Raw genomic sequence first — 15,595 nt, 5'->3', positions numbered from 1 at the left:
GTAAAATGAAAAAAGTGAGTTTTTGGTGTATTTTTTGTTCCGTGTTTTCTTGTTATAGTTTAAGACTTGATTTTAAATTTGCATTACTTATTTGAAAAGAAACAAAAACTGAATAACCTTCGATGAAATTTAAGCTATCATTATTGTTGCTGTTGCTACCCATTGTTGCGGCAGCTCAAATCAAGATTCAGGGAACCGTGATCTCGTCGTCCGATCATCAACCCATGATTGGCGTTACAGTTAGAATTGCTGGAACCAATATTCTAACAGTGACCGACGCCGATGGCCACTATATCATTTCGGCCAAAAAGCCTGGTGCACTGGAGTACTCATTTATAGGCTGTAAAAATGAGACGAGGCCGTTCTCGTCGACTACAACCCTCAATGTCGAGATGAGCGACGATGTCAACCAGCTCGACGAGGTTGTCGTCATCGGATACGGCTCGATGAAAAAAAGTGACCTTACGGGTTCGGTTGCTACTATAAGTGCCAAAGACTTGAAAAAGACACCCGCAGCCAGTGTAGACCAGGCTCTGCAGGGACGCGCGGCTGGTGTCACGGTCAATGCCTCGTCGGGACAGCCGGGCCAGGCCGCCGAGGTGCGCATTCGCGGCATTGGCACAGTCAACAACTCTGCCCCCATTTATGTAGTTGATGGTGTGATTACCGACAATATCTCGTTCTTGAGCCCCAACGACATCGAGTCGACCGAGATACTGAAAGACGCTTCGGCTACGGCCATCTACGGCAGCCGCGGCGCCAACGGCGTGGTTTTGATCACTACCAAAAAAGGCGAGAAGGGGGTCTCAACCATCTCGCTCGATATGTACTATGGCTTTCAAAGCCGCTGGAAGAAGCTCAAGCTCATGAACAGCTCCGATTTCTTCAACACCTATGAGGCCATAAACGCTGCCAAGAGTGAACAGACTTTCTATAACAAATATGGCTTCAACCGCTGGCTGCAGACCTACAAGCTGGGCAACGACCCGCACTTTGCCATAGCCAAGATCGACGGCTACACCCGCAAGGGCATCGATTATGGCATCCAAGGCCTTGACTACAGCGTCGTCAACACCGATTGGCAAGACGAAGTGTTCAAGAGCAATGCTCCCATTCAGAACTATCATGTGTCGTTTGACGGCGGTGGCGACAAGACCAGCTACTCAATGAGTGCCAGCTACTTTAACCAAGAGGGAACTATCATAGGTTCCAATTACGAGCGCTTCACGCTGCGTGCCAATACATCCTGCCAGTTGAAGCCGTGGTTGAAGATAGGCGAGAATCTGTCCTACGTGTACAGCATGGGGCGCACCGCAATGAACAACAGTTCGTCGGCCAACGCCTCGGTCATCTCGGCTGCCATTGCAATGGCCCCCTGGGACTTGGCTTACTATCCCGAAAATGCAGTGAACGTGAACGGTGCCGACATGGGTGGCCGCTATGCTGCACCCTCCAACTTCAAGAATGCCACCAATCCCTTCAGCATGGTCTACACATCGCACCCCAAGAGCCGCACCAGTCGCTGGATTGGCGACATTTACCTGGAGTTCACCCCGTTTAAGGGCTTCTCCTATCGCACCGATGCCAGCTACGACGAGGTGAATCTTAAATACCGTCTTTTCAAGGACGCACACGACGTGAGTGTGAAAGATTACCTGGAAAATAACTTCCTTGAGCGGTCTCTTTCTCACTATTCCACGTTCACTTGGGAAAATATTGTGAACTATGTGTTTGATATCAACAAGATACACAGCTTCAACCTCATGGTTGGCCAAACTACCGAGGAGTACAACTACTACAGTATTGGCAACTCGGGCAGTGGCATCCTCAATCCCGATGAAAAGAATTGGTACCTGAACCAAACGACTCTCGACAACACCAACAAGGCTGGCGATGGCGTGAGCCGCACCCGTCGCCTGTCATTCCTGGGGCGTGCCCACTACACGCTGCTCGACCGCTACATGTTCACATTCAACTTCCGTGCCGACGGCAGCAACAAGTTCCCCGAAAACACTTGGGGCTACTTCCCGTCGCTGGCAGCAGCCTGGCGTGTGAGCGAGGAGCCGTGGCTCAAAGGCAAGTGGGCTGCACTCGACTACTTGAAGCTACGTGCCGGCTGGGGGCAGATTGGCAATGACAAGATTGGCAACGATGCCTTCAACCAGACCATCTTCACCTCGGGGCCCACCTTTGTGGGATACCCGTTCAACGGGACTATTGCCAATGGCGCTACAATACTCACCTATGTGAACCAGGGTGGCAAGTGGGAGCGCACCGAGACTTGGAATGCCGGCATCGATGCCGCATTGTGGAATGGCAAGTTGAGCTTCACGGTCGAGGGATTCATTCGCAACACCAAGGACATGCTGCTTTATGTCAAAGGTCCGGCATGGGTGGGCAACCGCTATGATGCACAAGCCAATGTGGGCACCGTGCGTAACTCGGGCGTTGAAATCACTCTCGGTCATCACAACACTTTGGGCGACTTTACCTATGGCATCGATGGCAACATGTCGTTTATCAAAAATGAGTTGACAGCACTCAATGGCGGTGCACCTGTGTATGGCGACCGCGTGATGAGCGACGAGGGCCTCCCGTTGTTCACCTTCTGGGGCTACAAGTACAAGGGTGTCTTTGCCTCTCAGGCCGATGCCGATGCCGCCCTGCCTGGTTATGCCAAGAGCGGACAAGCCAATCCTTATGGCACCGGTGATGCCATATATGAAGACATCAATCACGATGGCGTGATCGACGACAACGACAAAACTAAGCTGGGCAACAATTTCCCCAAAGTGAGCTATGGCCTCAACTTGAGCGCCAGCTGGAAGAATATCGACCTCCAGCTTTTCTTCCAGGGTGTGGCGGGCAACAAGATATACAACGCACTCAACGAGCGCCTTTATGGCACTGGCACCGAGAGCAACTTGAGTAGCGACATGCTCAAGGTGTGGAGCTGGGAAAATGCCGACTCGCGCGACTATCGCGTCACCGACTATGCCCAGGCCGGCATCCCCAATCCCAAGCACTCGATCAACTTCTACAACAGCGATCGTTTCATTGAGAGCGGGTCCTACTTGAGGCTCAAGAACATTCAGCTGGGCTACAACTTCCCCGACCGATTGATAAAGCCGCTTGGGCTCAAGACGCTGCGGGTGTACCTGCAAGCCAGCAATCTGTTCACCATTACCGACTACAGTGGCTATGACCCCGAGGTGGCAGGCGGTGTCGACTATGGAAACTATCCCCAGGCTCGCACCTACTTGATGGGACTTAATTTGAGTTTTTAACAGTACCGCTGCAAGCAATTTAATCAATCACACATTCAATCAAGAAATCATGAGACTTAAACAATATATCAATATGGCTGTGGTAGCAGCTCTTGCGGTGGGAATGACGTCGTGCAATGACTGGCTCACCGACGACACTCCAGGCACCAACAATCGTGATGAGTATTTCACCTCGATATCGACTCTGGAAAACGTGACCAATGCCTGCTATGTGCCCCTGGCTTGGGAATACGGTGATACTTATTACTCTGAGTGGTTCTTCGGCGACATCGCCAGCGACGACGCACTCAAGGGCGGCCAGGGCATCTCCGATGGCGGCGATGCCTACGACATCGACAATTTTAAGGTAAACACCAACAACGAAATTGTGCTCGAGTATTACCGTGCACAATGGCAAGGCATAGCGCGTTGCAACCTGGCTCTCGACGAGATTGCAAAGAAGAAAGGCGACCTCACCAAGGCTGCCGACCTGCTTGAGGCCGACCGACTTGAAGGCGAGGCCCACTTCATGCGTGCTTTCTATTATTTCAGGCTGCTGCGGCTTTATGGCGGCATGCCTCTCATCGAGGAGGTCATCGACAGCAGTTCGAAATGGGCGCAGCACCGCGCTTCGGTTGCCGAAACCTTCGACTTCATCGTGCGCGACCTGCAACAGGCCAACCGTCAGTTGTGGCTCAAGAGCAAGTACTCGCCCAGCGATTTGGGCCGTGCCACCAAGGGTGCTGCCCAAGCCATGTTGCTTAAAGCCAACCTTTACTATGCCGACTATCTCGAGAACAATAACGATGTGAACGGTGCTCAGGCCAAGTTTCAGCTTGCCAAAGCCTGGGGCGACTCTATCATGGCAAGCGGCCAGTACAGCCTCGACAAGAATTTCTTCACCAATTTCACCCTTGCAGGTGAAAACGATGCCGAGTCGGTATTTGAAATACAATATGTGGAGGACCCGACCAGCGACTATGGCGAGGGTGAGGGCTTTACCCGCGGCACATTCACACTCATCTTGCAGCGATCGCGCTCCAGCTTCTGGGGCCAGGCCGGTTGGGGCTTCGACAAGCCCACCGAGAATCTTTACAACGAGTTTGAACCTGGCGACCCACGCCGCGACTCCACCATTTTACGCCCGGCCTACGGGCAAATGGAGACTCCTGCGCAAGAGATTTACACGGGCGACAGCTTGCTCAATCGCAAGTATGCCATGTATACCGAGGACAACGGCAGCTGCTATCATTTGACACACGACTCACGTGGCCCGCTCAACAACAAGCAGATACGTTACAGCGACGTGCTACTCATGTATGCCGAGGCCTGTTGCGAGCTCGGCGACCTGGGCCAGGCCCGGTCGGCACTCAACAGTGTGCGTGCCCGGGTCGGGCTCAAGAGTTTCCCCTACACTTCGATCATACAGGGCAAGACGGTGACCTATGCCGACACCCAGGCCGACTTGCGCGCCGCCATTCGCCACGAACGCCGCGTCGAACTTGCCATGGAGGGGCACCGGTGGTTTGACTTGGTGCGCTGGGGCATTGCCAAGGAGACGATGGACAACTATATCGCTGGCGAGTCGGAAGAAGCCAAAGCCCAATGGGGCAGCTTCACCAAGGGCAAGTGCGAGTTGTTCCCTATACCTTCCAAGGAAATCGACCTCACAGGGATTACACAGAATCCTAATTATTGAGAAATGCCATAGCCTCGAGAAGCAGGATTTGTCATCGTGTTATATCGACTTGCTAAGTCCTGCTTCATCCTGAAAGAAACAAATACAACATTCAATAACAACTTAAAATTTTCAACACATGAAAAAATTTACTCTATGTTTGGCAATTCTTGCCATGGCAGCAATGGGTGCCAAAGCCCAGACCGTTGCCAAAGCCCTCAACGAGCAGGGCGAGCCTACTTTTGACTGGAGCAAGGCTTCCAATTTCATGCCTATCATGGTGGGCGATGCCGAGTATGAGGCGATGAAAACCAAGGGTATCAAAGCCGATTTGCGTGTCGACGACCAGGTGAAGCACCTGTGGGTGTGGGAGAAGACCTATAATGCTGGCGACGGCAGCGGCATGAACTCATTTGGCCAGCTCGAGGACCACCTGGCTCTCACTGTGTCCAATGTGGGCTGGTCGGGCATGGGCATCACTAGCGACACGCCTGTCGACTTCAGCGACCTCGACGATACCTATGTGCTGCACTTCGCCATCAAGGGCAATCCTGCCAATGCTCAGTGCATCGGTTTTTGCGACGCTAAGTTTGCCCTTGGCGACAATGCTTTTGTCGACAATGGCACAACAGTCAAGAACCTGGGTACTTGGAAAAACGACGGTGAGTGGTATTATGTCGATGTTCCGATTTCGGTCTTGAAAAAAATCATGAATCCCTGGACGACTGCCAACGGCGGGCAAAAGGCCTACAAGAGCAACTACTTCTGGGCACTGAGTGGCGGCACTCAAGGCGTTGAGCTTCATCTCGACAATATTTTCATCTACAAGAGCAGTACGCTCACCCCATCCTTTGCCAAGGGCGATGTGAATGGCGACGGCCAGGTCAACGTTACCGATGTTACGGTGTTGGTCAACATCATCTTGGGCACAGTGTCTGATTCAAGTTTCGTGTCACGGGCTGACCTTGATGGCAACGGCACTGTAAATGTGACCGATGCGACCACTCTGGTCAACATGATTTTGTCAAAAAACTAATTATCACACACACACATATTGTTTTTACATAAACTAAACTTCATTTATTATGAAAAGACTAATGTTTTCGGCAGTTGCACTGGTATTGGCCGGTGTTGCTGCGTGGGCACAGCCCACAACAGTGCCTGCGCCTCTTGCTACGGGCAACGATGCTATTGGTATTTACTCTTCGGCACTTGGAAACACCGATGGATATTTCTTCGCCGATTGGCAATGTGGCAACGTGGGGTCAGAAATCGCTGTAGGCGATGCCAAGGTATTTAAAATTCCCAATTTCACCTACTATGGTTCTCAGTTCACTGCCCTCGATGTGACCAAGATGAAATATCTTGTAGTCGATGTTTTTCCTGAGACCGACATGACGCTCGCCATCGTGCCGATTACCGGCACTGTGGAGAAAGGCGTGCAGAGTGCTGTGACTGGCGGCAAGTGGAACACGATAAAGATTCCTGTTGAAACTTTCACCAAGAAGGGCTGCAACATGACCAACATGTACCAAATCAAGTATACGAGCACAGTTGTCGACAATGGCGACGGCAATGTCGACGGTTTTGGCAACGGTGATGGCACCAAGACTTTCTATGTGGGCAATGTGTATTGCTACAAGGAGGCTGTGAGCTATGAGGATACCGAGGCTCCTGTCATTACCAGTGCAACGGTGGCAAGTGTGAGCTATGCAAGCGCCACGCTATCGCTCACGGCTACCGACAACAAGAGCGAAAGCATATACTACACTGTGACCGACCAGAATGGCACAACCTACAAGGTGACTGGCAAGTCGGGCGAGGCTACAAGCCTCAATATCACTGGCCTGAATGCTGGCACTCAATACACGCTCACCGTGAAGGCTGCCGATGAGAAGGGCAACGTGAGCGAGGCCAAGACCCTTGAGGTCACCACCCAGTCGCTCCCCGACATTCCTCAGCCTGTGGCCAACGAGCTCAAGAGTGTGTTCTCGCCCTACACTGGCAACACCGACGGCTATTTCTTCAATCCTTGGGGTGGAGGCACTGGTGCTGCCATCAACATCAATGGCAAAGTAGGCTACATGATCAGCAAGTTTGCTTATTTTGGCAGTGAGTTTACCGCTATCGATGTCACGAGCTGGAAAAAGCTGCACATCGATGTGCTTCCTTTGCAAGACATGACCCTCACTATTATTCCCATCACTGGCACAATCGAGAAGGGCGTACAATTCTCGCTCAAGGCCAACGAGTGGAACACGCTTGAGGTGCCTGTGGCCACCTATGTGCAGAAGGGCTGCAACATGGCCAATCTGTATCAAATCAAGTATATGGGCACCCTGGCTGCCGATGGCGGCGACGGCAATGTCGACGGCTTTGGCACCGGTGACGGCACTCAAAGTTTCATAGTGGGCAACGTGTATTTCTACAACGAGGTGTCGACAGGCGTGAATGGCGTCAATGTGGCTCAGCCCGTTGTCGATGGCCCGGCCTTCAATGTCGCTGGTCAGCAAGTGTCGAGCGACTACAAGGGCATAGTCGTTAAAAACGGCAAGAAATATATCAACAGATAATTTCCTCAAATTAAAAAACTAATTATTATTGCGTGAAAAGGGGGGAGTCCCTTTTGGGGGCTTCTCCTTTTTTTATTCTATCCTATTTCATCGACTTTTTCATGAAGACGATATTCAAGTTATCGACATTTGTGTTGCTTGCAGCATCGGCAACGGCAATATCGCGTGCTGCAGCAAGCGACTACAAGCTGGTGTGGAGCGACGAGTTTGACGGAACTACGCTCAATACCAAGGTGTGGAATGTGGAGAGTAACGGTAATGGCGGGGGTAACAACGAGCTGCAATATTACTTGCCAGGCAATGTGAAGGTGACTGGCGGCAACCTTGTGATTACTGCCAAGAAAGAATCGTATGGCTCCAAATCGTTCACCTCGGGCCGCATCAACTCGATGGGAAAGGTGGCTTTCAAGCATGGCAAGGTTGAGGCCCGCATCAAGTTGCCCAAGACGGCCAACGGCCTGTGGCCTGCATTCTGGCTCATGGGCAACGACATGGCCGATGGCATGAGCTGGCCCTATTGCGGCGAGATCGACGTGCTCGAGGCTGGCGGTGCCAAGGGCATCGAGACAGCGACGCAAGACAAGTTTTTCAATGCAGCTATGCACTGGGGGCCTTACACCAATGGCAATCATCCCATGTATAGCCAGTCGACTACCAACTATACTATCGAAGACGGCAATTACCACATCTACACCATGGTGTGGGACGATGATGCAGTGAGCATGTATGTCGACCTCGACAAGCACCCCGACGAGACACCTTATTTCAAGATGAACATCAACGACACAGCGCAAGTCAACTCGGCAGGCAGGTATTTCCACAAGCGTTTCTTCTTGCTCTTTAACTTGGCTGTAGGCGGCAGTGCCACAGGCATCTACGATGCAAGCGGTGTCACTGCCCTCAATAGCGGCAATCAAGAAATGGCTGTTGACTATGTGCGTGTGTATCAGCGTGAGGACTCACAAAACTACATCACCCCCGATGGCGAGGCTGGCAGCGACAAGCCTTCGACTGCCGACAATGTCACCTCTCTGGGTGCCTACGGCTCGATTTCGCTCAACGATGACGGAACTCCCACTTTTGATTTCGCCCACTCCAAAGACTACGTGCTCATCGGGGTGAGCGATGGTGTCAAAGCACAAATGCAAGGCAAGATCAAGGCTGACTACAATGTTGACAACGTTAACAATTTTCTTTACATTTGGGAGAAAACCTACAATGCCGGCACGAGTACCGGCATCAATTCTTTTGGCTATCAAGAGTCTTATCCTGTATTCACAGTAGCCAATGTTGGATGGTCGGGACTCGGATATGCCTCGACTGGCAAAGGCAAGGACTTGAGCATGATCGACGACAGCTACATCCTGCACTTTGCCATGCGTGGTACCGACAATCTCGTGCACACCAGCCACGAGGTGATTGTGGGCAATGCCAAGTTTACGATTGGCAGTACCGCCTTTGTCGACAACGGCAGTGCAGCCCCTGTGTTGGGCGACTTCAAGCGTGATGGCCGCTGGTGCTCCTTTGATATTCCTGTGAGCGTGCTCAAGAGTTTGTCGGGCAAGTTGTTCACCGATTCGTCAAGTTATCTTGGCAATGTGTTTGCTTTCTTGAGCGGCGGCTCGGCGGGTGCGCAGTTGCAATTTGACAACGTGTTTTTCTATCGCAACGACAGCGTCAATACCTCGCTGCCTACGACCGACACCACTACTGTAATTGGTAAGTATGCCAGCAAGGCCCTCGATGCTAATGGGGCCACGACGTTTGACTTCGACGACGGCTATGACTATGTGCTCATCGGCACCAGTACTGGCGTGACCGATGCCATGACCGGCAAGATCAAAGCCAACTACAATGTCGACGATACCGACAATTTCCTGTGGATATGGGAAAAAACCTACAATGCACTCACTTCGACAGGCGTCAATTCGTTTGGCTTTCAGGAAGCCTATCAGAGCTTCACCGTGGGCACTGTAGGCTGGTCGGGCATGGGCTTTGCCTCTACAGGACATAAGGGCAAAGACTTGAGCATGCTCGACAACAGCTATTATCTGCACTTTGCCATGAAGGGCAACGACATCGTGCGGCATGCGTGCCACACTGTGGGCGTGGGTGCAGCACAATTTGTGATTGGGAATAGTTCTACGGGCACCACTGTCTTGGGCGATTACAAGCGCGACGGTGAATGGTACTACTTCGATATTCCTTACCGAGTGATCAAAAGTCTCTATGGCGACCCGTTCACTGCCGATGGCGGTGTCAAGGCCTATACGGGCAATGTCGTTTCTTTCCTGAGTGGCGGCGCCCAAGGGGCGCAACTGCAATTCGACAACATATTTTTCTACAAGAAGCACAGCGACGATGGCAAGGTCGACACGACCGACAACGTGCTGGGACTCTATGGCTCTAAGTCGCTCGATCGCGATGGCAAGCCCACATTCGACTTGAGCAAGGGTAAGGACTACGTGCTGCTTTATCTTGGCGACGCCGAGGCCACCCAGATTAAGGCTGCAACGGTGGCCGACTACCGTCCTGACGACACGCGCAACTTCCTCTATGTGTGGGAAAATACTTATAATGCAGCAACTGCAACGGGAGTGAACTCTTTTGGCAACGATGAGCCTTACCTGGCCTTTACCGTGGGCTCGGCAGGCTGGTCGGGTCTTGGCTTTGCATCGCAAGGCACAGGCAAGGACTTGAGCATGCTTGACAACGACTACTACCTGCACCTGGCTTTCAAGTCAGCCGACTCCACAACCCACGCCACCCATGCCGTAGGGGTGGGCAATGCTCATTTTTCGCTTGGTGCTACGGCATTTAACGACAATGGAACGGTCTATAGCCTGCTTGGCGATTTCTATCGCGATGGCGAGTGGTACAACTTCGATATACCCTTCAGTGAGATTGCTTCTCGGGCCAATCCAGTATTTCCTGGATCGACCAGCTACCTGGGCAATGTGGTGTCGTTGCTCAGTGGCGGGGTCTCGGGCACACCGCTCAATTTTGATGCGGTGTTTTTCTACAAAAAAGCCTCGCAATCGCTCGTGGGCGATGTCGACGCCGATGGCGATGTCGACGTGAGCGACGTTACTGCCCTGGTGGGAGTGATACTTGGCACCGAGACTCACGACAACACCGACATCAATGGAGATGGAAAAGTAAACGTATCTGATATTGATGTAATTATCAACATTATTCTAAACAATAATAAGTAGATGAACAACTATTATAGCATGTCAGTTTTGGCTGTGATTGCAATCGCTGGCATTTCGATCAATGCAGTTGCACAGCACAATTACAAACTTGTGTGGAGCGATGAGTTTAACAACAATGCGCTCGATGAAAAGGCTTGGAACATTGAGGAAAACGGCGACGGCGGAGGAAATAACGAACTCCAATATTATCGCCGACAAAACATATCGTTTGAGACCGATTCAGCCTCGGGAGCGGTTTGCCTGGTGCTCACAGCTAAAAAGGAAAGCTATAACGGCAAGGCGTTCACTTCGGGCCGATTGAATACTGCCGGCAAGGCTTGCTTCAAGCATGGCAAGATTGTGAGTCGCATCAAGTTGCCAAGCACGGCCAATGGCCTGTGGCCGGCCTTCTGGATGCTCGGCAATGATTTTGGCTCGGTGGGGTGGCCCCGTTGTGGCGAGATCGATATCGTGGAGATGGGAAACGCCGAGGGTATCAAACACAATACTCAGGATAGTTTTTTCAACGGTGCCTGCCACTGGGGCTACTACAACAGCCAGGGGCAGTATCCCAACTATGCCCGCAGCACGACCAGTGATTACAGTTTGCAGGACGGAGAGTTTCACACCTTCACCCTGGAGTGGGACGATGACTATGTGAGCATGTATCTCGACCAGGACAAGTATCCCGATGCGCAGCCCTATTACAAAATGGGAGTGAGCGACTACAGCAATGACTGGGGAACTGGACACTACTTTCAACATGAGTTTTTCATTGTCTATGACCTTGCAGTAGGGGGTAATTTCACGGGCATTACGAGCTCGACCGGCATTACCGCCCTGGCACAAGGCGAGGCCAAGATGTATATCGACTGGGTGAGGGTGTATCAGGACAGCGACGACTTGGCTGCCACTGCTTCCATCCCCGATGGTTGGGGAGCCGGCATCGACAATGTGGCAACTACACCCACCGACAAGCCTGTTGTGATATACGACACCCTTGGCAATATCGTGAGCGAGATGAATCAGGGTATTTACATTGTGAAAACGGGAGATGAAGTAAAGAAAGTATTCAATCGATAATTATAATGCTGCAACGATGAAAAAAATTTTGATATGTATTTTAGCCCTGCTTGCTGTTGCTCCGGCTGCGTGGGGGCAAATGAAGAAAAGTGCCAAGCGCGGAGTGGGAGAGAACGGCCTCAATCATGCGCCCGAGGTCGAGGCTCTGGCTCCAGGCGTGTCGTGGACCTACAACTGGGGCACCAATCCAGCTCGATATGTGGCCTCGCAGTTGCGGCCAGGCGGCATTATGGAGTTTGTGCCCATGTGCTGGAACGGCGGCTTCAGCGAGCAGGCGTTGCGCGACTCGCTCTCTAAGTATCCAGGCACCAGGTATCTGCTGGGCTTCAACGAGCCCAACTTCAAGGCCCAGGCCAATATGACCCCCGAGCAGGCAGCACAGCGCTGGCCAGCCCTTGAGGCTATTGCTCGCGACTACAACCTGCAACTTGTGGCTCCGGCGCTCAACTTTCCCGATGGCCCCATCAACGATGGCGTCACTTATCAACCCAAAGAGTGGCTGTCGAAGTTTGTCGAGGCCTATAAGAAGCTCTACGGCAAGGAACCGCGCATGGACTATGTGGCCCTGCACAGCTATATGAATAGTCACACGGCGATGATGAATTTTATCGACGACTTTGCCCGCACCTTCGGCAAGAAGGTGTGGCTCACCGAGTTCTGCTCTTGGGAGGGTACGGTCGACTCGGTCTCCCAACTCAATTCCATGGTGCTGAAGGTTCAGGATTTGGAGCTCGACACCATGGTGTACCGCTATGCGTGGTTCAAGGCCAAGGGTACCGAGACTCCTCCTTACTATCGCTTGCTGGTGAATCAAAACCTGCTCACACATCAGCCGGCATGGGGCACGCTCTCGCAATTGGGGCAGGTATATGTCAACATGTCGTCCTACGACACTACTTATTTTCACCCTGCGGGAGCGGTGATTGCTGCCAAGGATTGGGTGAACTCGACAGGTCCCACCCTGGAGGTGAATACCGACACCCAAAGCAGCCAAAAGATACAAGTGGGTAGTTTTGATGTCAACAACTGGGCCGAGTATCTTGTCGACGTGCCGCGTGCCGGCAGCTACACCTTCTCGCTGCGACTGGCGAGCGAGGAGTTCTTGTTCAGCCCCAAAATACGCATTTTTGCCAACGGACAAAAGGTGGCCGAACAAGTGCTCGATGCCACAGGCAGTGTGGGCAAATGGAAGACCCAGACCATGAAGGCTACTCTCCCGGCAGGACACGTGCGCATTCGCATTGTGAGTGGCCAAAGCACCAATTGCAAGTTCAACTGGTTCAGATTCGACAGCGATGCTGGCGGCGATATCAATGGCGACGGCCAGGTAAATGTGACCGACGTTACTGCCCTTATCAACAAGATACTGGGCTCGGCAGCCTACGACGACATGCTGTGCGACCTTAACCACGACGGCTTGGTCAACGTGAGCGATGTGACGGCGTTGATCAATATCATCTTGAGCAAGTAGTGTGAAACACGCCTTTTACTAATTTTTCCATCATAATATTGTTAACTTTAATCTTGAAAAAGCAATGAAAAAAGTTTTCCTTTTATTACTCCTGGCATTGACATCGTGGTCGATGCTGGCACAGACTAATCTGGCCGAAGGGAAGACGTCGATTGCCAGTTCGGGCACAGCCTCGCAAGGCAACGACGGCAACCTGGGCACGCGTTGGGAATCGGAGCACGGAAAGGACCCGCAGAAGTGGCAGGTTGACTTAGGCGAGCCCCTCACTTTCAACACCATTCAGATTGTGTGGGAAGGTGCCTATGGCAAGTCATTCACTATTGTGGCAGGCGACAATGTGGGTGATGACGGTTACATTACGGGTGGCGTCACGATTGCTACTGTCACCGATCAGTCGCTTTCTGATTTTCCTCACACTCAGACGCTGAGACTCGATGGCGACAAGAAGTATCGCTACGTTGAGTTTGTGGGCACCGCACGCGGCACTGGCTATGGGTATAGTTTTTGGGAGTTTCGTGTGTTTGAAGCTTCGGCACAGTCAACACTCACCACCCTGTCCTATGCCCCTGCAACCCCTGGCAAGAATGACGCCTCTCTCGGGCTTGCAGCCGTGGGCTCGGCAGTGCCAATGACCTTGACTGCTCTTGACCAGGATGGGCTTGAATATGATACCAGTGGTGCCAAGTTCACTGTCACGGGGGCTGGAGGCACCGTGAGTGCCGACGGGAAGACATTCACCCCTTCGGCCAAGGGGTTGTCGGTGATTGCTGCAACACTCGGCGACAAAACCGATACCGCCCGCATCTATGCCTATGAAGGCCTTAATCTTGCTCAAGGCAAGCTGAGTGCTAAAAGCGGAGAGGCCGACGGCTTGACTGCCACAATGGCCTTTGATGAGAACGAGGGCACTCGGTGGGCAAGCGGCACACCGGTTTCGAGCGAGGCTCCTGCCTATGTGATTGCCGATCTCGCTGCCTACTATGATATCGATGCAATGGAGCTGTACTTTGAAAATGCCAACCCGGCAGCTTTCACCATCGAGTTCTCCAAGGATGGCAAGGTATGGGCAACGGGAGAGTCGGTGAGTGGACTTTCGGGCTTCCAGGGTGGTCGTTACTACTATTATGCCCCCGCGTCCAACAGCCAGGTTCGCTATGTGAAATTCAACAGCACGTCGCCTGCAACCGACTATGGCGTTTCCATCATCGAGTTCAGAGTCTATGGCTCGGGCAAGACGCCCATTGCCGACAGCAATGCTCCTGCCGACTTTACTGCCACGCTGGGTGCATTGACGCCGCTATCGGCTATTGTCAATCTCAAGGCGTCCGACGATGTGGCCTCTACCATTACCTATCATGTCGTTGATGGTTCTCATGGTATCGATGTGACGGCTTCGGGTGCCAGTGGCGCAGTGGTGTTGCAGACGCTGCAACTTGAGCCTGCCACGGCCTATTCGCTTGGCATCACGGCAAGCGACGGGGTGAATGTCACCGACACGGTGAAACTCAACGTGACTACGCCGTCAATGCCCAGTGTGCCCACGCCGGCAGCCACATCTTATGTCGCCATCTATGGCTCTGCACTCGGCACAGCTGAGGGCTATGGATGGTACAGCTGGGGAGGCTCGGACAACTCGGGCAAAGCAATCGACATAAATGGTGACGAAGCCTTTGTGATTCGCAACTTTACTTATTACGGTTCTCAATTTGGCACGGTCGATGTATCGACACAAGACACGTTGCATTTCGATGTTTATGCTGCAGCCAATGCCCGGCTCACTGTGGTGCCCATCAACAGTGCAGCCACGGGTGGAAATCAACCAGAGAAAGGTTTTGAATGCAACTTGGTTGCAGGTGAGTGGAACAACATCAGCCTGCCCATCGACAGCATTATTGCTCGCGGCACCGACATGAAGTCGCTTTATCAAATCAAGTATGTGAGCACTATCGCTCATGTAGCCGATGCCGATGCAAGCGACGGCTTTGCCAACGGTGACGGCACGCTGACCTTCGTCGTGGGCAATATCTATGCGTTCAAGAAGCCAGGTGAGCCCACCGCTGTTGCCGATGTGAATGTTTCAAATGCAGTGACAAGCGTTGTTTACTACAACGCCGCAGGCCAGCAGGCCAGCACGCCATTCCATGGGTTCAATATTGTGGTTTCTTCTCGCGCCGATGGCACCAAGACCGTATCCAAGACTCTCAAGTAGTGCCCTTGGCAAGATGCAGAAAAAAATACATTAGTCGTGATAGTTAGTGATTGATGGCACCTGCAAGGTGCTGCAACTGCACGCCACACTGGATATAAGATGCTGTACCAGTGTGGCGTGC

8 protein-coding genes are annotated in these 15,595 nt (G+C 52.4%); all 8 read left to right on the top strand.

All coding sequences use genetic code 11. The features are described 5' to 3' along the window. The first annotated feature begins 122 nt into the window (after positions 1 to 122). The 8 genes from GF423_RS01235 to GF423_RS01200 all read left to right on the top strand — a co-directional run bounded on the left by GF423_RS01235 (position 123) and on the right by GF423_RS01200 (position 15,474). Positions 123 to 3,287 carry a SusC/RagA family TonB-linked outer membrane protein gene (locus GF423_RS01235; protein WP_154326636.1) on the top strand — a complete coding sequence of 1,055 codons (3,165 nt, stop codon included), beginning with the start codon at positions 123 to 125 and terminating at the stop codon, positions 3,285 to 3,287. 49 nt (positions 3,288 to 3,336) lie between these two features. Continuing rightward, positions 3,337 to 4,965: a RagB/SusD family nutrient uptake outer membrane protein gene (locus GF423_RS01230; RefSeq protein ID WP_154326635.1), complete on the top strand. Its 1,629-nt coding sequence runs from the start codon at positions 3,337 to 3,339 to the stop codon at positions 4,963 to 4,965. Positions 4,966 to 5,083: 118 nt separating this feature from the next. Beyond that, positions 5,084 to 5,980: a dockerin type I repeat-containing protein gene (locus GF423_RS01225; RefSeq protein ID WP_154326634.1), complete on the top strand. Its 897-nt coding sequence runs from the start codon at positions 5,084 to 5,086 to the stop codon at positions 5,978 to 5,980. Between the two features lie 49 nt (positions 5,981 to 6,029). Further along, positions 6,030 to 7,517, top strand: a complete 1,488-nt coding sequence (locus GF423_RS01220; RefSeq protein WP_154326633.1) for a fibronectin type III domain-containing protein — start codon at positions 6,030 to 6,032, stop codon at positions 7,515 to 7,517. Positions 7,518 to 7,618: 101 nt separating this feature from the next. Further along, positions 7,619 to 10,732 (top strand): glycoside hydrolase family 16 protein, encoded by a 3,114-nt coding sequence (locus GF423_RS01215; RefSeq protein WP_154326632.1) that lies wholly within the window; start codon positions 7,619 to 7,621, stop codon positions 10,730 to 10,732. After that, the gene (locus GF423_RS01210) at positions 10,733 to 11,794 is read left to right on the top strand and encodes a glycoside hydrolase family 16 protein (RefSeq protein WP_154326631.1); all 1,062 of its coding nucleotides are present in this window, start codon (positions 10,733 to 10,735) and stop codon (positions 11,792 to 11,794) included. It begins immediately after the preceding gene. A 28-nt stretch (positions 11,795 to 11,822) separates the two neighbouring features. Beyond that, on the top strand, positions 11,823 to 13,265 hold the full coding sequence (locus GF423_RS01205; protein WP_206113310.1) for a glycosyl hydrolase: 1,443 nt from the start codon (positions 11,823 to 11,825) through the stop codon (positions 13,263 to 13,265). A gap of 64 nt (positions 13,266 to 13,329) precedes the next feature. Then, entirely contained in the window at positions 13,330 to 15,474 is a 2,145-nt protein-coding gene (locus tag GF423_RS01200) for a discoidin domain-containing protein (protein ID WP_154326629.1), read from the top strand. Positions 15,475 to 15,595: the final 121 nt, after the last annotated feature.

Origin of the sequence: Sodaliphilus pleomorphus (assembly GCF_009676955.1) — a bacterium.
GTDB lineage: Bacteria > Bacteroidota > Bacteroidia > Bacteroidales > Muribaculaceae > Sodaliphilus > Sodaliphilus pleomorphus.
Note: the sequence above shows the minus strand (reverse complement) of the source record. Positions and strands in the feature narration are given on the sequence as shown.